Annotated in this window: 23 protein-coding genes and 1 tRNA gene; 14 read left to right on the top strand and 10 right to left on the bottom strand. The window is 55.3% G+C overall.

Features of this window, described 5'->3' with window-relative positions; genetic code table 11:
* Positions 1 to 6 precede the first annotated feature (6 nt).
* The 8 genes from sufB (at position 7) to Q1B46_RS06650 (ending at position 6,227) form a co-directional block, all read left to right on the top strand.
* Positions 7 to 1,527: a Fe-S cluster assembly protein SufB gene (gene sufB, locus Q1B46_RS06685; RefSeq protein ID WP_299946141.1), complete on the top strand. Its 1,521-nt coding sequence runs from the start codon at positions 7 to 9 to the stop codon at positions 1,525 to 1,527.
* Positions 1,527 to 1,730 carry a hypothetical protein gene (locus Q1B46_RS06680; protein WP_299946139.1) on the top strand — a complete coding sequence of 68 codons (204 nt, stop codon included), beginning with the start codon at positions 1,527 to 1,529 and terminating at the stop codon, positions 1,728 to 1,730. Before sufB ends, Q1B46_RS06680 begins: the two co-directional genes overlap by 1 nt.
* Positions 1,731 to 1,784: 54 nt before the next feature.
* Positions 1,785 to 2,540, top strand: coding sequence for a Fe-S cluster assembly ATPase SufC (sufC, locus tag Q1B46_RS06675; RefSeq protein WP_299946137.1), 756 nt, complete (start codon positions 1,785 to 1,787; stop codon positions 2,538 to 2,540).
* The gene (locus Q1B46_RS06670) at positions 2,540 to 3,820 is read left to right on the top strand and encodes a SufD family Fe-S cluster assembly protein (RefSeq protein WP_299660428.1); all 1,281 of its coding nucleotides are present in this window, start codon (positions 2,540 to 2,542) and stop codon (positions 3,818 to 3,820) included. The genes sufC and Q1B46_RS06670 overlap by 1 nt, the downstream gene beginning before the upstream one ends.
* Positions 3,820 to 4,305 (top strand): YIP1 family protein, encoded by a 486-nt coding sequence (locus Q1B46_RS06665; protein ID WP_299946135.1) that lies wholly within the window; start codon positions 3,820 to 3,822, stop codon positions 4,303 to 4,305. Before Q1B46_RS06670 ends, Q1B46_RS06665 begins: the two co-directional genes overlap by 1 nt.
* Positions 4,302 to 4,859: a Yip1 family protein gene (locus Q1B46_RS06660; protein ID WP_299946132.1), complete on the top strand. Its 558-nt coding sequence runs from the start codon at positions 4,302 to 4,304 to the stop codon at positions 4,857 to 4,859. The genes Q1B46_RS06665 and Q1B46_RS06660 overlap by 4 nt, the downstream gene beginning before the upstream one ends.
* A 13-nt stretch (positions 4,860 to 4,872) precedes the next feature.
* The gene (locus Q1B46_RS06655; RefSeq protein WP_299946129.1) at positions 4,873 to 6,093 is read left to right on the top strand and encodes a cysteine desulfurase; all 1,221 of its coding nucleotides are present in this window, start codon (positions 4,873 to 4,875) and stop codon (positions 6,091 to 6,093) included.
* A 57-nt stretch (positions 6,094 to 6,150) separates the two neighbouring features.
* Positions 6,151 to 6,227 (top strand) — tRNA-Arg (locus Q1B46_RS06650).
* A gap of 126 nt (positions 6,228 to 6,353) precedes the next feature.
* On the opposite strand, the gene Q1B46_RS06645 is transcribed toward Q1B46_RS06650, so the two are convergent.
* Positions 6,354 to 6,923 carry a DUF882 domain-containing protein gene (locus Q1B46_RS06645; protein WP_299660412.1) on the bottom strand — a complete coding sequence of 190 codons (570 nt, stop codon included), beginning with the start codon at positions 6,921 to 6,923 and terminating at the stop codon, positions 6,354 to 6,356.
* A 345-nt stretch (positions 6,924 to 7,268) separates the two neighbouring features.
* Between Q1B46_RS06645 and Q1B46_RS06640 the strand changes: the two genes are divergently transcribed.
* The 4 genes from Q1B46_RS06640 to Q1B46_RS06625 are packed head-to-tail and all read left to right on the top strand — an operon-like array spanning position 7,269 to position 11,502.
* Positions 7,269 to 8,870: a L,D-transpeptidase family protein gene (locus Q1B46_RS06640; RefSeq protein WP_299946126.1), complete on the top strand. Its 1,602-nt coding sequence runs from the start codon at positions 7,269 to 7,271 to the stop codon at positions 8,868 to 8,870.
* A gap of 33 nt (positions 8,871 to 8,903) precedes the next feature.
* On the top strand, positions 8,904 to 9,995 hold the full coding sequence (gene lpxD, locus Q1B46_RS06635; protein WP_299946122.1) for a UDP-3-O-(3-hydroxymyristoyl)glucosamine N-acyltransferase: 1,092 nt from the start codon (positions 8,904 to 8,906) through the stop codon (positions 9,993 to 9,995).
* Between the two features lie 32 nt (positions 9,996 to 10,027).
* Positions 10,028 to 10,285, top strand: a complete 258-nt coding sequence (locus tag Q1B46_RS06630; protein WP_299660405.1) for an acyl carrier protein — start codon at positions 10,028 to 10,030, stop codon at positions 10,283 to 10,285.
* An 8-nt stretch (positions 10,286 to 10,293) separates the two neighbouring features.
* The gene (locus Q1B46_RS06625; protein WP_299660402.1) at positions 10,294 to 11,502 is read left to right on the top strand and encodes a beta-ketoacyl-[acyl-carrier-protein] synthase family protein; all 1,209 of its coding nucleotides are present in this window, start codon (positions 10,294 to 10,296) and stop codon (positions 11,500 to 11,502) included.
* Between the two features lie 50 nt (positions 11,503 to 11,552).
* On the opposite strand, the gene Q1B46_RS06620 is transcribed toward Q1B46_RS06625, so the two are convergent.
* Entirely contained in the window at positions 11,553 to 12,146 is a 594-nt protein-coding gene (locus Q1B46_RS06620) for an invasion associated locus B family protein (RefSeq protein WP_299946118.1), read from the bottom strand.
* A 445-nt stretch (positions 12,147 to 12,591) separates the two neighbouring features.
* On the opposite strand from Q1B46_RS06620, the gene Q1B46_RS06615 reads away from it, so the two are divergent.
* Complete coding sequence (locus Q1B46_RS06615) at positions 12,592 to 14,139, top strand: helicase HerA-like domain-containing protein (RefSeq protein WP_299946116.1); 1,548 nt, start codon at positions 12,592 to 12,594, stop codon at positions 14,137 to 14,139.
* A 42-nt stretch (positions 14,140 to 14,181) separates the two neighbouring features.
* Here the strand turns inward: Q1B46_RS06615 and Q1B46_RS06610 are convergent, their stop codons facing one another.
* From Q1B46_RS06610 to Q1B46_RS06580, 7 genes are all read right to left on the bottom strand, one after another.
* On the bottom strand, positions 14,182 to 14,436 hold the full coding sequence (locus Q1B46_RS06610; RefSeq protein WP_299946114.1) for a hypothetical protein: 255 nt from the start codon (positions 14,434 to 14,436) through the stop codon (positions 14,182 to 14,184).
* Between the two features lie 180 nt (positions 14,437 to 14,616).
* A complete protein-coding gene (locus Q1B46_RS06605; RefSeq protein ID WP_299946112.1) occupies positions 14,617 to 15,930 on the bottom strand; it encodes a branched-chain amino acid ABC transporter permease in 1,314 nt (437 codons plus the stop codon).
* Entirely contained in the window at positions 15,927 to 16,937 is a 1,011-nt protein-coding gene (locus Q1B46_RS06600; protein ID WP_299946108.1) for a branched-chain amino acid ABC transporter permease, read from the bottom strand. Before Q1B46_RS06600 ends, Q1B46_RS06605 begins: the two co-directional genes overlap by 4 nt.
* Entirely contained in the window at positions 16,937 to 17,389 is a 453-nt protein-coding gene (locus Q1B46_RS06595; RefSeq protein WP_299946105.1) for a hypothetical protein, read from the bottom strand. Before Q1B46_RS06595 ends, Q1B46_RS06600 begins: the two co-directional genes overlap by 1 nt.
* 5 nt (positions 17,390 to 17,394) lie before the next feature.
* The gene (locus Q1B46_RS06590) at positions 17,395 to 18,225 is read right to left on the bottom strand and encodes an ABC transporter ATP-binding protein (protein WP_299946102.1); all 831 of its coding nucleotides are present in this window, start codon (positions 18,223 to 18,225) and stop codon (positions 17,395 to 17,397) included.
* Positions 18,222 to 19,010, bottom strand: a complete 789-nt coding sequence (locus tag Q1B46_RS06585) for an ABC transporter ATP-binding protein (protein WP_299946099.1) — start codon at positions 19,008 to 19,010, stop codon at positions 18,222 to 18,224. Before Q1B46_RS06585 ends, Q1B46_RS06590 begins: the two co-directional genes overlap by 4 nt.
* Before the next feature lie 129 nt (positions 19,011 to 19,139).
* Entirely contained in the window at positions 19,140 to 20,321 is a 1,182-nt protein-coding gene (locus tag Q1B46_RS06580) for an ABC transporter substrate-binding protein (protein ID WP_299946097.1), read from the bottom strand.
* 170 nt (positions 20,322 to 20,491) lie between these two features.
* Here Q1B46_RS06580 and Q1B46_RS06575 point away from each other — a divergent pair, with 170 nt between their 5' ends.
* Positions 20,492 to 21,589: a PQQ-dependent sugar dehydrogenase gene (locus Q1B46_RS06575; RefSeq protein ID WP_299946095.1), complete on the top strand. Its 1,098-nt coding sequence runs from the start codon at positions 20,492 to 20,494 to the stop codon at positions 21,587 to 21,589.
* Here the strand turns inward: Q1B46_RS06575 and Q1B46_RS06570 are convergent.
* The gene (locus tag Q1B46_RS06570; protein WP_299946093.1) at positions 21,586 to 22,590 is read right to left on the bottom strand and encodes a GlxA family transcriptional regulator; all 1,005 of its coding nucleotides are present in this window, start codon (positions 22,588 to 22,590) and stop codon (positions 21,586 to 21,588) included. The two genes, Q1B46_RS06575 and Q1B46_RS06570, sit on opposite strands and share 4 nt — an antisense overlap.
* Positions 22,591 to 22,606: the final 16 nt, after the last annotated feature.

Here is a 22,606-nt window from a genome sequence, read left to right as displayed (position 1 = left end):
TGTCACATGGCCGCTTTGGACCAGACGCAGGTAAAAGAAGGTGTCGATCAAGAAACCGTTGATGCGGTACGAGAGGTCGGAACCTACAAATACGGCTGGGAAACCGAGATCGAGATGGAATACGCCCCCAAGGGCGTAAACCCCGATATCGTCAAGCTGATTTCAAGCAAGAATGATGAGCCCGAATGGATGACCGAATGGCGTCTGGCTGCGTTCGAGCGTTGGACCAAGATGGAAGAACCGAACTGGGCCATGGTCAGCTATCCCAAGATCGATTTTCAGGACCAGTATTATTACGCCCGCCCGAAATCGATGGAAGAAAAACCCAAATCTCTGGACGAGGTCGACCCCAAGCTTTTGGCTACCTATGAAAAGCTGGGCATCCCTTTGAAAGAACAGATGATTTTGGCTGGCGTCGAAGGTTCTGAGGATGCCCCGGCTGAAGGCCGCAAAGTTGCGGTTGACGCGGTGTTTGACTCGGTTTCGGTCGGGACGACATTTCAGGCTGAACTGAAAAAAGCGGGCGTCATCTTTTGCTCGATATCCGAGGCGATCCGTGAACACCCTGAGTTGGTGAAGAAATACCTGGGCACTGTCGTACCTGTATCGGACAATTTCTATGCCACGCTGAACTCAGCCGTGTTCTCGGACGGTTCGTTCGTTTACGTCCCACCGGGGGTGCGCTGCCCCATGGAGCTGAGCACCTATTTCCGTATCAACGCGGAAAACACCGGGCAGTTTGAACGCACGCTGATCATTGCCGACAAGGGGTCCTACGTCTCTTATCTTGAAGGCTGTACAGCGCCGCAACGTGATACGGCGCAGCTTCATGCCGCAGTGGTTGAAATCATTCTCGAAGAAGATGCCGAGGTAAAGTATTCGACCGTACAGAATTGGTTCCCCGGGGATGAGAACGGCAAGGGCGGTATCTACAACTTCGTCACCAAACGCGCCGATTGCCGGGGTGATCGGTCCAAGGTGATGTGGACGCAGGTGGAAACCGGTTCGGCTGTGACGTGGAAATACCCGTCCTGCATCCTTCGGGGTGAGGATAGCCAGGGTGAGTTCTACTCGATCGCTATTACCAACAACATGCAGCAGGCCGATACCGGCACGAAGATGGTTCATTTGGGCAAGAACACCAAGTCACGAATTGTGTCGAAAGGAATCAGCGCCGGTCGGGCGCAGAACACCTATCGCGGGCTGGTTTCGATGCACCCCAAGGCAAAGGACAGTCGCAACTATACGCAGTGCGACAGCCTGTTGATCGGCGACAAATGCGGGGCGCATACTGTGCCTTATATCGAGGTCAGGAACAACTCATCTCGGGTTGAACATGAGGCGACAACCTCAAAGGTTGATGACGATCAGCTGTTCTATTGCCGCCAACGCGGGATGGACGAGGAAGAAGCAGTGGCGTTGGTCGTCAACGGGTTCTGCAAGGATGTGCTCCAGGCGCTGCCCATGGAATTCGCGATGGAAGCGCAGCAGTTGGTCGCGATCAGCCTTGAGGGATCAGTCGGCTGATGACGCCAAAACGCCAACAACGTATCTGCAGGGATGACCTGCTGACAGCGCTTGGATACGCGTTGCCAGTACTCGGTGGCCTGTTGGGGGTTGTTTATGTGAACACAAAGTACATGAACTTCATAAACCCGGTTTGGGCAGTGGGCGCAGGCGTGCTGCTGGGTTGGATCATCGCCCGGGTGATCCGCAAGGCGCTGGGATAGAAACTAATTCGGGGCTGGTTAGCGCCCCTTGCGATACTCTAAAGGACTAAAAATATGCTGGATATCAAAAACCTGCACGTCAAACTTGAGGAAGAAGACAAGCAAATCCTCAAAGGGGTCGACCTGACGGTTGAGGCTGGCAAGGTGCATGCGATCATGGGGCCGAATGGCTCGGGTAAATCAACGCTTAGCTATGTCCTGTCCGGTCGGGACGGATACGAAGTGACAGATGGCACCGCGACGCTCAATGGCGAAGATCTGCTTGAGATGGAGCCGGAAGAGCGCGCCGCCGCAGGTGTCTTTCTTGCATTCCAATACCCGGTGGAAATTCCTGGGGTGGGCAACATGACTTTCCTGCGTACGGCGGTAAACGCCCAGCGCAAAGCGCGCGGTCAGGATGAACTTTCGGCTGCCGACTTCCTGAAAGAGGTACGCGCAAAGGCAAAAGCGTTGAAGATCGATGCTGACATGCTGAAGCGCCCAGTGAATGTCGGGTTCTCGGGCGGTGAGAAAAAGCGCAATGAAATACTGCAGATGGCGATGCTGGAACCCAAGATGTGTATCCTGGATGAGACCGACTCGGGCCTTGATGTGGATGCGATGAAACTGGTTTCGGAAGGCGTGAACGCGCTGCGCGACGAAGGGCGTGGTTTCCTTGTCATCACGCACTATCAGCGTTTGCTGGATCACATCAAACCGGATGTTGTGCACATCATGGCCGATGGTCGTATTGTTAAATCCGGCGGACCTGAGCTGGCTCTGGAAGTAGAGCACAACGGCTATGCAGATATTCTGGCCGAGGTGAACTGATGGCTCTTCCTCAAGCAAAACAGACGGCGACGGATGAGCGGCTTGCCACTCTGAACATGCCCGATGCGGGGTGTACCCGTAAAGCAAGAGAGGCAGCCTTGGCACGTGTGTGCGAAATGGGATTGCCGGGACGCCGTGATGAATACTGGAAGTATACCCAGCCTGACACGTTGGTTTCGGCGGACGCACCATTTGCAGCGCTGTTTCATAACGACGAACCGCCGATGTTCGATGAATTCGATCGATTGAAGATCGTATTTATCGACGGTGTCTTCAGTCCTGAAGACTCAGACGAATTGGCGATGGATGGCGTGTCCATCGATCGGCTTGAGGATATTTGTTGCAAAGATATCCATTGGGCCAAAGAGTTGTACGGCGTTCTTGAAGCCAACGGTCAGAACCCGGTACAGCGGCCTCTGGCGGCATTGAACACCGCGTTTGCATCGGACGGTGTTGCAATCCATGTGACTGGAAAACCAGCCAAGCCGATCAGCTTGATCTATCGCCACGCTTCTGAGACGTCTGATGCGATCTTGCACCACGTTGTTCGCGTTGAAAGCGGCGCCGAGGTCACGATCCTTGAAAATGGCCCCGCCGCTTCGCGTTTTAACAAATGCATGGAGATTGATATCGCTGATGGCGGCACCCTGCACCACATTCGTGCGCAGGGTCGCGATCATCAGCGTCGCGCCGCCACACATATGTTCACCCGAATGGGAACCGAGTCTGTCTACAAATCGTTCACGCTTACGGTGAATGGTGTACTGACGCGAAACGAACAGGTGGTTGAGCTTACTGGCGACGATGCCGTGGCTCATGTCGCTGGCGCATGCGTAGGCGATGGCGAATTCCATCATGACGACACGGTATTTGTGACCCATGATGCGGTGAATTGCGAAAGCCGTCAGGTGTTCAAAAAGGTGTTGCGCAACGGGGCGACCGGTGTCTTTCAGGGAAAGATCCTTGTCAAAGAAGGTGCGCAGAAAACCGACGGATATCAGATCAGCCAATCGCTGCTGCTGGATGAAGACAGCCAGTTTCTTGCCAAGCCTGAATTGGAGATTTACGCCGATGACGTGGCGTGCTCGCATGGCTCGACCTCGGGCGCAATTGACGAGACGGCCCTTTTCTACTTGCGTTCGCGCGGTGTTTCGGTCCGAGAGGCGACCAATATGCTGACATTGGCCTTCCTTGCCGAAGCGGTGCAAGAGGTCGAAGACGAAGCATTGGCCGAAGTGATTGTCACGCGATTGCAAGATTGGCTGGCGCGCCGCCGCTGATGTCCGTTACAACAGATATCGTAGCCACGTATCGCGGACCGGGGCGCGTCATGCGCCGTCTGCTTGATATGGGTCCGCGTGAAGACAGGGCGTTAGCTTTTGTGATGGCCTTCTGCGTTGTGGGATTCATCGCACAGCTACCAAGCCTTGCGCGTCGCGCCCATATCGAAGGGTTGGAACTAAACATGCTAATGGGCGGGGCCTTGTTGGGCTCTGTCTTCATACTGCCACTGTTCTTTTATCTCTTGGCGTGGCTCTCATATCTGATCGCGCGGATGTTTAGAGGCGGCGGCGACAGCTATGGCGCAAGACTGGCGCTGTTTTGGGCTCTGTTGGCATCGGCCCCTTTGGTTTTGCTGAACGGTTTGGTGGCCGGTTTCATTGGTCCAGGCCCCGCACAGACATTCGCCGGGTTGTTATGGGTTGCGATTTTCGGCTGGTTCTGGTTGTCCGGTCTGAGACAATCGCAAAAGGCCGTCAAATGAACTCTGCCGCGCTGCTAAATATGGTCGTTCTGACCCTGACGAACCCTGCCGAAGCCGCACAGCGTTTGCTGGCCATGCGCTTTGGGCCAGATGTGTTGTGGCTGGCCTTCTTTCTTGCAGTCATCCTGAACGCCCTGGTCCAATCGCTGTCCGGCTTTGTTTTACCCCTGATAAACCCCGAGGTCCAACAGCTTGCCGAACCTGTGTCGCGGACATTGTTTGTTTCGGTTGCAGCAATCCTAATTAGTGTCGTGATATTCCTGCTGGTGGGCCGGGTCATGGGCGGTTCTGGATCGTTCAACGATTTCATGACCCTCGTCGTATGGCTGCAAATCCTGCAGATCGCAGGGCAGGCCATTGTTCTGGTGTCAGTCTCAGTCCTGCCGTTTTTATTCCTTCCAGCAAGTTTGGCGATGCTGGTGCTGAGCCTCTACATCACGCTTCATTTCATCAACGAGGCGCATGAATTCAAGTCGCTGGGAAAATCGTTTCTGGTGATTTTATTGTCCGGCCTTGTGGCCATCCCGTTTGTCCTCTGGCTGTCGCCTGTATAGGGAACTCTTGTCCATGTATGACATACAGAAAATTCGCGCCGACTTTCCGATTCTGTCGCGGCAGGTCAATGGCAAGCCGCTGACCTATCTCGATAATGGGGCATCTGCGCAGAAACCTCAGGTCGTGATCGACGCAGTGACGCAGGCGTATGCGCATGAGTATTCCAATGTCCATCGCGGGCTTCACTACCTGTCGAACCTAGCGACCGAGAAATACGAGTCTGTTCGCGGAACCGTCGCACGATTTCTTGGCGTTTCAAACGAGGATGAGATCGTCCTGAACTCGGGCACGACCGAAGGGATCAATCTTGTTGCCTATGGTTGGGCGATGCCGCATTTGCAGGCGGGGGATGAGATTGTCCTCAGCGTGATGGAGCATCATGCCAACATCGTACCCTGGCATTTTCTGCGCGAACGCCAGGGCGTGGTTCTGAAATGGGTTGATGTGGACGCGACCGGACATCTCGACCCTCAGGCAGTTATCGATGCAATTGGCCCCAAGACAAAGTTGGTGGCGGTGACCCATTGCTCGAACGTGTTGGGCACGGTTGTTGATGTCAAAACGATCACACAAGGCGCCCATGCCAAGGGTATTCCGGTTCTGGTGGATGGAAGTCAGGGCGCAGTTCACATGCCCGTCGACGTCGAGGATATCGGCTGTGACTTCTACGCTATCACCGGCCACAAACTGTATGGCCCGTCCGGTTCAGGCGCGATCTTTATCAAGTCAGAACGCATGGCCGAGATGCGCCCCTTTATCGGCGGCGGCGATATGATCAAAGAAGTCTCAAAAGACCAGGTGATCTATAACGATCCGCCGATGAAATTCGAGGCCGGAACGCCCGGTATCGTACAGACCATCGGGATGGGGGTCGCGCTGGACTACATGATGGAATTGGGCATGGAGAATATCGCCTCTCATGAGGCAGGTTTACGCGATTATGCGATGCAACGTCTGAATGGATTGAACTGGCTTCAGGTTCAGGGCATCACACCAGGTAAGGCTGCAATCTTTAGCTTTACGCTAGACGGGGCAGGGCATGCCCATGATGTTTCGACCATTCTGGATAAGAAAGGTGTCGCCGTCCGCGCAGGCCACCATTGTGCCGGTCCGCTTATGGATTATCTGGGGGTCACCGCCACTTGTCGCGCCAGCTTTGGGCTTTACAATACAAACGATGAAGTCGACACGCTGATCGATGCATTGGAATTGGCCCACGATCTGTTTGCCTGATTGTAGTACGCATTTGCAGTTGCACCCGGATTGGAACGAGGGTAGCTAACGGCCAAGGCACCTGTAGCTCAGCTGGATAGAGCGCTGCCCTCCGAAGGCAGAGGCCAGAGGTTCGAATCCTCTCAGGTGCGCCATTCCTCAAAATTTGAACGATTAAATATGCAGCCACTGTAGCGCGCTGGCTCGCTGCCCAACAAAACAAAACCCCCAACAGGACTGACCTGAGGGGGCTGAATGAAAGGACGGTAAGAAACGTTAGATCAGCCGCGCCACGAACGGATGATACCGCAATCCATGTGCACAAAATTCGAACGGTTGTACTGACCAACGCCACCGGCACGACAGGACATCGCAGCCTTGGCCATTTGCGAGACCGAGCGGGAAGACAGGCGTAAATCTGCAGCTTGACCCTTCATGTGCAACGAGTTCTTGGCGACCCCACGTGAGCGACGGCGCAACATGGCATTGGTTTGTGGTGAACGATATCCGGACAGCAGCATGTAGGGTTCGCTTACGTCCAGCATATTGTGTGCGGCAGCCATGATGTCGATGGTGCGCAGGTCCATATCCTTGACCTGATCGCTGCGCCAATCACGCATGAAGTGATTAACCTCTTTCACGGCGTCCTTGATATACTTTCCGTCAACCCAATATACCATATCGACACGTTCGCCGGTGCGGCCCGAGTACATGCGGATGCGGCGGATATCACCGCCGCCTCGAAGAAAGCCTGCTGCTTTGGAATAGGTTGGTGCCGCAACAACCGCCGTTGCGGCGAATGCGCCCAATAGGGCACGCCGGGTCAAGCCCGATGTACTGCTCTTGGTCATTTCAGTTTCGTCCCGTACTGTTCCTGCCTGCACACGATGTTACGCGCGCTGTCTTAATTTTTATCCCATCCCAGATGCGGAATTTATGGCACAGTCGGAATCATCAGCCAAGGAGTCTTTGTTTGCGCCGTAATCAAGGGGGAATTTTCGGCAGTTTTTTGCGCAACTGATGCAAAGATGCATGATTTGACCCTATCCAGAATCGCAACGATGCAAACGCGCATCACGGCAAAAAGAAGAGGCGCATTGATGTATTTGTGATTAGACTTCACCTGCGCTGCAAAACATTATTTTTAAACTCCGCTGCTAAAGTGCGGAAAATCATTGAATAACCAAGGCTATCTAATGTCGTTTGTTTCTCGTGCCCGTTCCAGTGTTTTCGTCGTTGCCTTGTTTGCGGCATCGGCCTCGTTCGCCCATGCGGGGACCTCGGGTACAGCCTTTCAGATGGCAGTGGCAGAAAACACTGCTACAGATACCTCCATTGCCGAGTTTTACAGCCAAAACGGGTTTGATCCGGTATGGACCGGAGACACTTCAGAACATAAGGCGCGTCGCGCGGCCTTGATCCGGGCACTTTCGACAGCTGATATGCATGGCCTTCCCGGCGCTCGGTTTGATGCGCCTGCGCTAATCACCTTGATGCAAGAGGCTAGATCCACCCGTGATCTGGGGCGGGTTGAAGCTGAGCTAAGCCGCGTTTTTGTCAAGTACGCCAATAAGTTGCAATTCGGTGCTACATCACCTGCACAAATCGATTCCGGCCTCGTCCGGACAGTTGAGCGCCGTAGCGCGGATGAACATTTGCAGCGCCTCGTGGCGGGTGGCGGTGAACAATATTTCCAGGAGCTAATGCCGCAATCGCGCCAATATCGCGCGCTGATGAAGCAGAAAAAGGTGCTGGAAACTCTGATTGAGAAAGGCGGTTGGGGAGAAACCGTTCCCATCGCAAAGCTCGAACGCGGGGATACGGGCGGAAATGTCATCAAGCTGCGCAATCGATTGGTTGCCATGGGGTATCTGAGGCCAACTGCGAGCCCTGAATATGACGATGCATTGCTTACTGCGGTCCAAGCTTTTCAAACTGCACATGGGTTAGAGCCGGATGGCGTCGCCGGGCAAGGGACCATTACCGAGATCAATAGGCCGGTTTCAGAGCGCCTGAAATCGGTCTACGTCGCGTTAGAGCGTGAGCGTTGGCTGCCCAAGGAACGTGGTGATCGTCATATCCTCGTAAATCAGGCAGATTTTTCTGCTAAGATCGTTGATGATGGGCTGGTGACGTTCGAAACACGCGCCGTTATTGGCAAAAATACCCATGATCGCCGCAGCCCCGAGTTTTCGGACGAGATGGAGCACATGGTAATCAACCCAAGTTGGTATGTGCCGCGCTCGATCATCACCAAAGAATACCTGCCGAAACTGCAGGCCAATCCAAATGCAGTCGGGCACATTCAAATCACCGATCGCGGCGGGCGTCAGGTAAACCGGGGCGCTGTCGATTTCACCCAGTTCACGGCAAGGAACTTTCCATTTTCAATGCGCCAACCCCCAAGCAAAAGCAATGCGCTGGGTCTGGTGAAGTTCATGTTCCCGAATAAGTACAACATCTATCTCCATGATACGCCACAGAAATCTCTGTTTGCACGTGAGGTTCGGGCGTTTTCGCATGGCTGTATCCGGCTGGCTCAACCGTTTGAATTTGCCTATGCGCTGCTGGCCAAGCAGGAAGAAGATCCGAAAGCATTCTTCCACCGTGTTCTGAACACTGGAAAAGAAACAAAGGTGGATCTGGACAGCCCTGTGCCGGTACATCTGATATATCGGACAGCATATATTGGACCGAAAGGAGAGGTTCAGTATCGCCGCGACGTTTATGACCGGGATCGCAAGATCTGGGAGGCGTTGCAGAAGGCAGGGGTGGCCCTGCCGGACGTTCAGGGGTAATCACGGGGCAGATCGCGCCACGAGGAAGCCCGCATGCAGTTCACAGTTCAGCAAATCGCCGAAGCTCTTGATGCCGTGGCCGAAGGGCAGGTCGGACTGACGATTCTGCGCGCTGCCGAGCCGGGCGATGCAGGGCCGACCGATTTGGCAATGGCGATGTCGCCCAAATATGCTCAGGCCCTAACCGACGGCGCGGCCCGGGCAGCTGTTCTCTGGGATGGGGCGGACTGGAAAGCGTTGGGGCTGGAAGCCGCCATCTTTGTCCAACGCCCGCGCATGGCCATGGCGGGGATCACATCAATGCTGGATCGCGGGCAGGGGATCGCACCGGGGATTCATCCCTCGGCGGTGGTCGATGACACCGCCGAGATCGGTGCAGACGTCTCGATTGGCCCGCTGGCTGTCATCGGCGCGCGTGCGCGGATTGGCGCAGGTTCGGTCATAGGGGCGCATTGCGCGATTGGAATTGATGCCTCACTGGGGAATAACGCCCTGCTGCGCGAAATGGTTAGCATAGGTGCCAGGGCGCAAATTGGTGATCGTTTTACCGCACAACCGGGCGCTCGTATCGGAGGAGACGGGTTCAGCTATGTCACGCCCGAGGTTTCTGGCGCTGAAAATGCGAGGAAGACACTGGGCGATCAAGGGGACGCCAAGGCCCAGAACTGGTTGCGCATTCATTCACTGGGGGCGGTTGAGATCGGCGACGATGTCGAAATTGGTTCGAACTGTACTGTAGACAACGGAACCATTCGAAACACTGTAATCGGCAGCGGATCCAAGCTGGATAACCTTGTGCACGTTGGACACAATACCCGTATCGGGCAGGACTGTCTGCTGTGCGGCCAAACGGGCGTGTCTGGATCGGTCGAGATTGGCAACAATGTCGTATTGGGCGGCCAAACCGGTGTATCCGACAATATTTTTATCGGAGATGGAGTAATTTCTGGTGGTGGGTCAAAGATCCTATCCAATGTTCCAGCTGGTCGCGTAATTATGGGGTATCCGGCTGTCAAAATGGAAAGCCATACCGATATTTATAAGGCACAACGCCGTCTGCCCCGAATGGCGCGTGACGTCGAAGCGTTGAAAAAGGCTGTTTTCAAACAGCCCCCAAGCGATTAAGTCATGCCCAACGCGATAATCAGAGGATCGAGATGAGCATCAGCGACCGCGTCATTGCAATCATTGCGGAACAGGCCGTGCTTGAGCCTTCGGATGTGACGCCCGATAGCACCCTCGAAGATTTGGGCATCGATAGTCTGGGTCTGGTCGAAAGCATTTTTGCCATCGAAGAAGAGTTCGATATTACGGTGCCTTTCAACGCGAACGAGCCCAATTCTACCGATTTCGACATTTCGAACGTGGCCGCCATCATTGCGGGCATCGAAAAACTCGTTTCGGAAAAGGTCTGACCGCCGATATGAAACGCGTCGTCATTACGGGTGCGGGCACCATCAATTCATTGGGGCATTCAGTTCCCGATACGCTGGAAGCCATGCGCGAAGGTCGATGTGGCATTTCAGACTTGGAATTTCGTGATGTCGACCGCCTGTCGATCAAGATCGGTGGACAGGTGCGTGGCTTTGAAGCCGAAGGCCGGTTCAACCGTCAGCAGATGACGCTGTATGATCGGTTCACACAGTTCACATTGACCGCAGCTAAAGAGGCAATCGACCAATCAGGTATCGTCTTCTCGGGCGATACCGCTGCGCGATCGGGCGTCGTACTGGGGACAGCTGGCGGTGGTGTCTCGACTTGGGATGATAACTACCGATCAGTTTACGAAGACGGCAAGAACCGGGTACATCCTTTTGTCGTACCCAAGCTGATGAACAACGCGGCCGCCAGTCACGTTTCGATGGAACACAACTTAAAAGGCCCCAGCTTTACAGTATCGACAGCCTGCGCATCGTCGAACCATGCAATGGCGCAGGCGTTTCAGATGGTACGTAGCGGGGCCGCACCTGCGATGGTAACGGGTGGTTCGGAATCCATGCTGTGCTTCGGCGGCGTAAAGGCGTGGGAAGGGCTTCGGGTCATGTCGAAAGATGCGTGCCGCCCATTTAGCGCCAACCGAAATGGGATGGTGCAGGGCGAAGGGGCTGGTGTCTTTGTATTCGAAGAATACGAACATGCGCGTGCGCGCGGTGCCGAAATCTTGTGCGAGGTTGCGGGCTTTGCCATGTCCTCTGACGCAGCTGATATTGTCATGCCCAGCAAACAGGGTGCGTCGCGCGCCATGGCCGGGGCATTGGCGGATGCGCGCCTAAATGGCAGCGATGTTGGATACATCAATGCGCATGGAACGGGTACGGCAGCCAATGATAAAACTGAATGTGCTGCAGTTGCGGACGTGTTCGGCCCCCATGCGGACGACCTTATGATCTCGTCCACAAAATCGATGCATGGTCATCTGATTGGCGGTACGGGCGCGGTCGAGTTGCTGGCCTGCATCATGGCTCTGCGCGACGGGATTGTTGCGCCGACGATCGGGTATGAAGAGCCCGACCCCGAATGTGCGCTTGACGTTGTGCCGAACGAGGCGCGCGAGGCGAAAGTTGATGTCGCGCTCAGCAATGCTTTTGCCTTTGGCGGTTTGAACGCTGTTTTAGCGCTGAAGCGGATATGAAAAAAGCCGCCGCAACTTAGCGACGGCTTCGATTTCGTAGATTTCAGTTCTTAATTCGCGGATACACTCAACCCGTCAAAACCTGACGTGAAACCGCTCAGAGACATTTCCATATTCAACACCTGATCCGGCAGGCGGGCAGGAACCAGCGAGAGCACTGCAGTTGATCCCGATTTCATGGCGTCAATATCGCCCTGGGTCAGCCCCAGCTGTGCGATGCACCCAACGGAAACGCAGTGGTGGTAGTTGTACAGCTTGCGCGGAGCACCATCGATCGAAACCGCCAGCTGCGCCTGCAGAAGTGTTTCAAGCGGAACAACAACATTTGCCCAAGCGACCGCAGCACCACCTTGCGGTAGCTTCCCGATCGAAATTTCGGCAATCGGATCACCTTGCGGATTGTCCAGGATTTGCACCATAGCGCAGGGGTCTTCGTTGCCCTCCGATTTGATGCAAGAAATGTTCCAGTCGCCCGATTGCTCTTTCACATATTGCTCGCCAATACGGGGGCCGGTCTGGCCTAGGTCTAGATCGCTGCCAACCTCGGCCTCTGTGTCCGGGGCTTCGGTGGTTTCCTGCGCGAAGGCCGAATTGCACAACAGTGCAGCCGCCAACATGCTAAGGGGTGCCAATTTCCTGATCATGAATGCCTCATATTGCTGATCCAGCTTTTTGTTTCGTCTAACACTGTTGCCAAGCGGTGTCAGGAACAATCCGAATGGATGACTGTAAATTACTCACTTTTTTATCCAAGCGTGTTTGGCGCACCCATTCTGGCAATGAAAAAGGGAGCCGGTGGAGCGGCTCCCTTCTTGAATATTTTCTCCCCGTCGGACTGGCCGACTTATTTATGCGCAGACGTTACGAAAGCGAAACCCGTCGGTCAACCGCTAACCCGAAAAAATTGAACCAATACCCGCAGGTTTTAACCAAATAAGACCAAAAAAGCCGTGCCCGAAGGCACGGCCAGTCTACAGGGAGGAAGTTTGCCCACCACAGTCATACCATGATGGGCAACATTTACTCTCGCAGCGAAAGGTTAACTTTGTATGCTTGCGGCAGATCGGTAGAATTCGGGACAGATTTTCAATGGACAACAAGATCTTCGTAGGCGGCGGCGGTGATGGGTATTCAGTGGCGCAAGGGCTTTCCCTGAAATATGCAAACCGTCACGGCTTGATCGCCGGAGCGACCGGAACGGGCAAAACGGTAACACTTCAAATACTGGCCGAGGGATTCTCACAAGCCGGGGTCCCGGTATTTCTGGCTGATGTCAAAGGTGACCTGTCGGGATTGGCGCTGCCCGGAAGCCAAGAGCATAAACTGCATCAGGCATTTCAGGATCGGGCCACCAAGATCGGGTTCGGTTCTTTCTCATACGCTGCGTGCCCAGTCACTTTCTGGGACTTGTTCGGCGAACAGGGCCACCCCGTTCGGACCACCGTGACCGAGATGGGGCCATTGCTGCTTTCGCGCCTGATGGAGCTTAGCGAGGCGCAGGAAGGAATTTTGAACATCGCGTTTCGGGTGGCGGACGAAGAAGGCATGCCGCTGCTTGATCTGAAGGACCTGCAGGCATTGCTGGTCTGGATCGGCGAGAACCGGGCGCAGTTGTCGCTTCGATATGGCAATGTCTCAACTGCATCAATTGGTGCCATTCAAAGGCGTTTGCTGGTGCTGGAAAACCAAGGTGGCACCAACCTGTTTGGCGAACCCGCGCTGGACCTTTCTGACTTGATGCGGACGGATGCGAACGGGCAGGGGATGGTGAACATTCTGGCCTCGGACAAGCTGATGGGGTCACCGCGTCTTTACGCAACCTTCCTGCTGTGGCTGCTCAGCGAACTGTTCGAGGAATTGCCCGAGGTCGGCGACCCTGAGAAACCCAAACTGGTTTTCTTCTTTGACGAGGCCCATTTGTTGTTCGAAGACGCTCCGAAAGTTCTGGTCGACAAGGTTGAACAAGTGGCGCGGCTGATCCGGTCAAAGGGCGTGGGCGTTTATTTCATCTCGCAGAACCCGGCAGATATTCCGGAAGATATCCTTGGTCAGTTGGGCAATCGTGTCCAACACGCGCTTCGAGCTTTCACAGCACGCGACCGCAAAAACCTGCGGCTTGCAGCAGAAACCTATCGTGAGAACCCTACCTTCGATACCGAAGCCGCCATACGAGAGGTTGGTGTAGGCGAAGCGGTAACCTCGATGCTGCAAAAGAAAGGTGTTCCAGGCGTGGTCGAGCGTACGTTGATCCGGCCGCCGGGTTCACAGCTTGGTCCGATTACAAAGGCCGAACGTCAGTCAGTCATCACAGCATCGCCAATGGATGCCAAATATGGCACCCGGGTCGATCGAAAATCTGCGTTTGAAATTCTGCAAGCGCGCGCAAATACCGCTGCGGGTGCCGCCGAACAGGCCGAATCCGACGAGGCGTTGGATCAACAAAGCCCGGCAGAACGTGAATATGCCTCGGCCCGAAGGTACTCGGGCAGTCGTGTCGGACGCTCATCCTCTCGTGTCTCGCGCAAAAAGGATACCTTCGCCACTGCGATGAGCGAGGCAGTCATCAAGGAATTGAAGGGCACAACTGGCCGCCGCATAGTGCGCGGTATTCTGGGCGGTTTGTTTCGCAACCGTTAAGAATAGGATGGCACGCGATCAACTGGCCGCGTGCCACATCGGTCAACGCTTCAACCGGCGCAAACCTTCCTGTTTGCAATAGTTGTCAGCCTCGGGCACCGACATTTTGGTGGCGGGGAAATCAATCGCACGATCCCAGCTTACGCGGTTATGTCGATAGAGTTGGCAAGTTACGACACCTTTGGATGTCTGCACCCTCACCGGCGTAGTCTCCAACTCCTCAGGTGTCGGCACACAGGCAGACAGCGAGGCTATCAGAGGAATGGCTATTGCGAAATTCTTGAGTGGATTTTTCATGGCGATTACGATGTTCTCATCCTGGTAACTGTCTGATCGTTAAAACTCCACGCTGAGCTTGCGTAGGACACGGTAGCGAATTGGTGGATCGCAGAATGCCGGTTTAGTTCGTTCTGATCTACGGCACTATAAAACGCGCCGGTTAACGGCGCGTTAGGGGAATTTCTGAATTTTTTTGGCTTATTTCTCGGGGATCAGCCCTCTTGGACTGAATCTGAGAACAATCAGCAGGATCAGACCCATGGTAAACAGGCGCATATGTGCCGCACTGTCGATCAAATGGGCCTTCAGTGCACTGCCATCAGCCATTCCTACGGTGATCAGGTTCATCAACCACAGGCCAATGGGTTCAACCTGTACCCACAGGAACCAGATCAGGAATGCGCCCAGAACAGCGCCGAAATTGTTCCCCGATCCGCCAACAATCACCATCACCCAGACAAGGAAGGTAAAGCGCAGCGGGTTGTAAGTACCCGGTGTCAGCTGCCCGTCCAGCGTAGTCATCATAGCACCTGCAATGCCACAAATGGCCGAGCCCAGAACAAATATCTGCAGGTGGCGGCGGGTGACGTCCTTTCCCATCGCCTCGGCTGCGACTTCGTTGTCGCGGATGGCCCGCATCATACGCCCCCAAGGGCTTTTCAATGCCATCTGCGCCATCCAAAGCAGGATCAGAAGGACAACCAGAAACAGCAGCGAATAGCCCAGCTTGACCGATAGGGTCGACGCCGTCACCGGGTCCAACCCCAGCCATTCTGCCCGTGCAAGGAAGGACGGGTCTTGCTGAAGCTCGACCTCATACCCGACAACAGGCGCGGGGCGCGGTATGCCATAGACATTCTTGACCCCACGGGCCAGCCAGTCTTCGTTTTTCATGATCGCAATAATGATCTCGGCGATACCAAGCGTTGCAATCGCCAGATAGTCCGAGCGCAGGCCCAGAGCTGTCTTGCCGATCAGCCATGCAGCGCCAGCGGCCAGTAATCCTCCGGCGGGCCAGGCCAGCAGAACCGGAAGGTTCAGGCCACCGATATTACCGGCAATGGCCGGATCGATCGCCTCAATGGCAGAAACATTTGGGTCAAAGATCGCGCGGTAAACAAAGAAACCGACCAGCAGAATACCCACCAGCGAAACAGTTCGCGTTCGTCCTTTTGGCATTTTCTGCGCCACCATGACCGCCGCAACAACCGTCGCTGCACCGAGCAACAGCGCGAGCACAACGCCATAGCCGCCCGTCGACCACGCGCCAGGCGTCGGCGGGGTTGAGACCAGCACAACCGCCAGCCCGCCCAAGGCGACAAAGCCCATGACGCCCACATTGAACAAACCCGCAAAGCCCCATTGCAGGTTTACCCCGATGGACATGATGGCCGAGATCAGACCCATGTTCAGGATCAGGATCGCGGCATTCCAGCTTTGGGTAAACCCGGTCAGCAAGATGAGGCCGCCAACGACAACAAAAAGCAGCGTGTTTTTGACGGGCTCGCTCATATTACTTTTCCTTTGAACAAGCCGGTGGGCTTAAACAGCAGCACGATCAGCAGAATGGCAAAGCTGACGGCGAATTTGTAATCGGTGGACAGAAACTGAACCAACCCGGAAGGCTCCAGATTTTCCGGTGCCAGATAGGTCAGCACTTTCTTCCACGCATAGGTGACGGTCACCTCGGAAAACGCGATGATGAACCCACCAGCGATAGCGCCCAGAGGGTTGCCAAGGCCACCCACGATGGCCGATGCAAATATCGGCAGCAGCAACTGGAAATAGACGAAGGGCTTGAAGCTTTTGTCGAGGCCGTAAAGCACACCCGCCGTGGTCGCCAGCGCGGCCACGATGATCCATGTGATCATCACCACACGCTCCGGGTTGATGCCCGACAGCAGCGCCAGATCCTCGTTATCCGAATAGGCGCGCATTGATTTTCCGGTGCGGGTCTTGTTGAGGAACCAGAACAAAGCTGCCACGGCGACCACCGCCACAACAACTGTGATGGCCTGCGAGGTTTTGATCGCAAGCCCCTCGTTCAGACCGGTCCAGGCTTTGAAATCCCGCGCCTTGATTAGAAAACGGGCACCGTCGGAAAACCTCTGATCATCTGGACCGATGATAAAGCGCACAAGGCCGTTCATAATGAACATCACGCCCATTGAGACGATTACCAGAATGACCGGTTTGGCTTTTTGTTCTCGGTAGAAGCGATAGACTAGCCGATCAGTGACGAGCACCAGAACGATACAACCCAGAATGGCAAAGGGCAGGGCAAGCAGCGCGGTCGGCAGCGGCCCGAAGCTGACCCCAGCGGCCTGTAGGCCCCATGTGACCAGCACGGCGATCATTGCGCCAAACGCCATCGTGTCGCCGTGCGCAAAGTTCGAGAACCGCAAGATGCCGTAGATCAACGTCACCCCCAACGCGCCCAGCGCCAATTGGCTGCCATAGGCGATTGCGGGAACAAGGACGAAGTTGGAGAGCGCCACAAGGGCGTTTAGGAAGTCCATTAGTAGCCTTCTCCACAGTGGCCGTGAAGCACAGAGATTTCGATCAGCGAACCTCTAGTTTGGGTTGTGATCGTTACGTCAGTTGGTTGCCCGTTATGTAGCTCGACCTGAATGAAGGCGATTTCTTCGTCATTAGTACGGCTTGCTACAATGTCGTCATCTGTCGAAAGCTCTGAGTCAAACTCAAACCCCGCTAGCGGAAACTTGGAGTCTTTGTCTGGACTGACAGCAAAAGTGTTCAACTGGTTGCCGATAGAAGAAAGCTCCATGTCAAACCCGCCATCTAGACACTCGACGGCATCACAGTCGTTCGAGATGCAATGCGCGAGAACTTCACACATTTTCACACGACAGTAAGTTTGGGGAACGATTTCGGCATAGGCTACGCTAGTTGAACCGAACCCAGCGACAGTCAAAAAAAGAAAATGTTTCAGTCTTCGCAGAGCAATCATGGCTATTAGCCCCCCAAAAAACTCTTACGAACCTCTGGATCGGCCAGCAGCTCCTTGCCTGTGCCGGTATAGGCGTTGCGCCCCTGAACCAGCACATATCCCTTGTCTGCGATCTCCAACGCCTGACGGGCGTTCTGCTCGACCATCAGGATCGGCAGTCCGGTGCGGGAAACCTCGATGATCCGGTCGAACAACTCATCCATCACGATGGGTGAGACACCGGCGGTCGGTTCATCCAACATCAGCACCTTGGGCTGCGTCATCAGTGCGCGGCCCACGGCGACCTGCTGGCGCTGGCCGCCCGACAGCTCTCCGGCGGCCTGATTGCGTTTGTCGCGTAGGATCGGGAAGAGGTCGAAAACCTGCTCCATCGTATCAGAGAAATCGTCGCGACGGATGAAAGCGCCCATCTCAAGGTTTTCTTCCACCGTCATCGACGTAAAAATATTCGAGGTCTGCGGCACAAAGCCCATGCCACGCGTCACTCGATCCTGCGGGCTGTGATTGGTGATGTCCTCACCATCCAGTCGAACGGAACCGGCCCGCACGTCCAACATGCCGAACACCGCCTTCATTGCGGTCGATTTGCCCGCGCCGTTGGGGCCGACGATCACAGCGATCTCGCCCTTGTCGACGGAAATGGTGCACTCATGCAGGATGTCCGGCCCTTTGCCATACCCCCCAGTCATCGTGTCACCGATCAGAAACGGGCCACCTTCGACCTTGTGCGTCTCGCCGCTTTTGCGATGGGCGGGCGTCATGGTTCCCATGCCTGCCGTGTTGGTGATCGAGGCGTCCTTGTTGCCCTTGTCGTCCTGATATGGATTGCCTGTCACGTTCCGGCCTCCAGCTTGTCTTTGTTCTTCAGGCCGGTGCCCAGATAAGCTTCAATCACGTGCTCATTGGCTTTAATCTCGTCCAGAGTACCCTCGGCCAGAACCTTGCCTTCGGCCATGCAGATGACCGGGTCGCAGATCTTGCCGATGAAATCCATGTCGTGCTCGATAACCACGAAAGTATACCCACGTTCCTTATTCAGTCGCAGGATCGTGTCGGCGATGGTCATCAACAGAGTGCGGTTCACGCCCGCGCCGACCTCGTCCAGAAATACGATCTTGGCGTCGACCATCATGGTGCGACCGAGTTCCAGCAGCTTTTTCTGACCGCCCGAGACCTGACCGGCCTTGTGATCCGCCAGATGTTCTATGGTCAGGAATTCCAGCACCTCATCGGCCTTGGCCATCAGGGCGCGTTCCTCGTCAGCGATCCGCTTGCGTCCGAACCACGTATTCCACAACGATTCACCTGATTGCGCACCAGGCACCATCATCAGGTTCTCGCGGCACGACATCGATGAAAATTCATGCGCGATCTGGAAGGTGCGCAGCAAGCCCTTGTGAAACAGCTCATGCGGGGGGAGGCCGGTGATGTCTTCTCCATCCATGAACACCTTACCGCTGGTCGGCGGCAATACGCCCGCGATCACATTGAACAGAGTGGTTTTTCCGGCCCCGTTCGGTCCGATCAGACCAGTGACCGAGCCATTTTGGATTTCCAGCGATGCCCCGTCTACCGCATGAAATCCGCCGAAATGCTTGTGCACGTCTTCGACGACGATCATCTTTTCCCCTTGCCGCCCTGTTCGGCGTTCTTGTTATCACATCCCGCTAGGGGAGGTGCGGCCTTTTGTCATTGAAGCAGCCCGGGCACAAGGCCCGGGCTGCTCGTTTTTATGACGTTTGATGCAGGATCAACGGAACTTGACAGTCTCGTTCTTGCCGTCGATCACTTCGATTTCGCGGTAAGAACCCGCGCTTTCACCGGGGCCGATCAACTCAACACCAGACGCGCCGACATAGTCGATCTCCTGACCCGCGGCCAAAAGTTCCAGACCCTTGGCCAGTTCACCGGGATAAATTTTCTCACCCGGTTCGTTCGCCACATCCATGATCTTTGCGCCATATTCGGCAGGGTTGCTCGAGCCTGCGGCTTGCATCGCCAGCATGAACAACGCAGCGGCATCATAGGCTTCAGGCGAATAGGGTGACGAGCCATCGAAACCGGCGGCTTCAGCCATGGCAAAGTACTTTTCAGCCCCTTCACCGCCGGATCCGGCGATCTGACCGAACGAACCGTTAAGATCCGGGCCGACATTTGTAGGCAACGAGTCACCGATCATGCCACCCGGCAGACCGAATGTGTCAAATGCGCCGGTATCCAGCGAAGACTGGATGATGCCCAGACCGCCCTGATCCAGATAACCCGCAACGACAAGAATGTCTCCGCCCGCCGAGGCCAGCGCGCCAACTTCAGCCGAATAATCGGCTTTGCCGTCTTCGTGCGCCGCTACGATAGTGATTTCGCCGCCCACAGCTTCGAACGAGGTCTGGATCGCATCTGCCAGACCTTTGCCAAAGTCGTTGTTGGTATAGGTCAGCGCGATCGAATTGATGCCGCGATCCTTAAGGATATCGGCCATGATCTGGCCTTCGCGCGCGTCGGATGGCGCGGTGCGGAAGAACAGGCCATTATCTTCCATGGATGAAAGGCCCGGCGATGTCGCTGACGGTGAAATCATGACCATGCCATTCGGAATAGCCACGTTCTGCAGGATCGCACCGGTCACGCCCGAGCAGTCTCCACCAACGATGCCAGCAACACCATCCGCGATCATGCGTTCGCCATTCGATGTCGCCAGACCGTTATCGATGCAGCCAGTGTCAGCACGCGAGCTGGTGACGGTCGCGCCGTCCAGCAGCTTGCCGGATTCCGTGACCTCAGACATCGCCAACTCGGCGCCTGAACCCATGGCTGGTGCGAGTGATTCAATCGGACCAGTAAAACCAAACAGAACGCCCAGTTTAACGTCTTCGGCCATCGCAGTGCCCGAAAGCAAAGCGGTTGCTGCAGTTGCAGTAAGCAGCTTCTTCATCAGGTTACTCCCTATTATTGTACGAACGTCTTTGTTCTGGGCATGACCCTAGGCAAGCAATCAAAAAAAGAAAAGTCCTAACGAAAAAGTGCTTTTGCGTGCAGTTATCCTATCTGATTCGGTGGGCTTGGCGCAAAATGAGCCAGCCGGTAACGGGGTTGAGGAAAGACATGTTCAAGCCATTTGTGATTCTCGTCCTGTCCTTTGGGCCTATCATGGGCTGGGCAGACGTTATCGATACAACCGCCGGACCGGTACGGATCACGCAGATGGCCAAGGGATTGGATGAGCCATGGGCCATCGGCATTCTTCCAGACGGCAGCTACGTTATCACTGAGCGCGACGGTGAGTTTTTGTTTGTTGACGATGGCGATGTCAAAAGGGTCAGGGGCCTGCCCAAAGTGGTTGCGAATGGTCAGGGTGGTCTGCTTGATGTTACGATTGCCCGGAATTTCAGCCAAACCCGAGAGCTTTTTCTAACATTCTCAAAGCCGCAAAAAGGCGGGGCGGGTACGGCAGTTGCTGTTGCGCGGTTGTCTGAAAGCGGAGATCGTCTGACCAACCTGCGAGTGATTTTCGAGGCCGATCCCGGTGGATCAGGAGGGCGGCACTTTGGCTCTCGTGTCGTTGAGGCGAGTGATGGGACCTTGTTCGTCACCATCGGGGATCGCGGTGATCGACCGAATGCGCAGGATCGTTCGAACCACATGGGAACCGTTATTCGGATCAACCGCGACGGTTCGATACCCAGTGACAATCCGTTTAATAACGAAGCCGATGTGCGACCGGAAATATGGTCCTTCGGCCATCGCAACCCGCAGGGTGCCGATCTAGATTTGCAAGGGCGATTGTGGGTGTCTGAACATGGAGCGAAAGGCGGGGATGAGATCAACCTGATCCGGCCCGGCGCCAACTACGGTTGGCCGGTGATTTCTTACGGAGTGCATTATTCGGGCCATAAAATAGGTGAAGGCACGTCAAAGGCCGGTATGGAGCAGCCCGAACACTATTGGGACCCCTCCATCGCGCCTTCTGGATTGGTGGTTTACTCAGGCAAGCTGTGGCCCGCGTGGAAAGGCGACCCGTTCGTCGGTTCTTTGAAGTTTGACTACATCGCAAGACTTTCGGGTGCGCCCTTGCGGGAGGTCGAACAGATCAAAGGCCCCGAAACTGAGCGTGTGCGGGATATTGTCGAGGCCCCGGATGGATCGATCTGGTTCATCTCGGTTGGGAACGGGGCTGTCTACCGGATGACGCCGTCGCCTTAAGCCGAAAACCGCCCACCTTGCGCACCGCGCTCACGGTAGGGCGTGGTATTGTAGTGTGCCCGGTAGCATTTTGAGAAATGCGAGGGGCTGGCAAAACCGCAGGCAAGGGCCACGTTGATAACACTCATATCCGTCTGCATCAGCAGATTGCGGGCTTTGTGCAGGCGAAGCTCCATATAATACCGCTTGGGGGAACGGCTGAGATAGCGGCGGAACAGGCGTTCAAGCTGGCGTGTCGACATGCCAACATCCTTGGCCAGTATAGAAGGCGAGATAGGCTCTTCTATGTTCTTCTCCATCATCAGAATGACCTGGCTGAGTTTTGGATGGCGCACTCCGATCCGTGTCGGCGTGGACAGGCGCTGCGTATCCTGATCGGTGCGGATGGAGGAATAGATCATCTGATCCGCAACAGCGTTGGCCATATCCTCACCATAGTCGTCTGCAATAAGCTTAAGCATCAGATCAATCGACGATGTACCACCTGCAGTGGTCATCCGGTTTCCGTCTACAAGGAACACCGATTTGGTCAGTTCGACTGTGTCGAACTCTTCGGCAAAGCTGTCCGAGTTTTCCCAGTGGATTGTGGCTCGTTTTCCTTCCAGCAATCCGGCCTTGGCAAGTGTATAGGCTGCGGTGCAGAGGCCGCCAATCCTCACTCCTTTGCGCGCTTCGCGGCGCAACCAATTCAGAACCCGTTTCGTGGTCGCCGCCTGAACATCAACCCCGCCGCAGATCAGGATCACATCATCTCGCTGCAATTCTGAAAGGTCCGCATCCAGCTTGAAGGTCGTTCCGGCTGAGCATTGCACAAGGTCGCCGCCTTCGCCGGTCAACTTCCATCTATAAAGCTCGCGGTTTGCCATTCGATTGGCGATGCGCAGACTGTCGAGGGCGGACGCAAAGGACAGCAGAGAAAACTTGTCCAAAAGGACAAATACGAAATTGAGCGGCTGGCCCGTGTCTTGATCCACGGTGACAACTTGGCGCTGCTCTTTCATGGCGAACTGTCCTTGA

This window comes from uncultured Ruegeria sp., from assembly GCF_947500045.1.
Taxonomy (GTDB): domain Bacteria; phylum Pseudomonadota; class Alphaproteobacteria; order Rhodobacterales; family Rhodobacteraceae; genus Ruegeria.
This window is presented reverse-complemented; position numbering and strand designations above follow the sequence as displayed.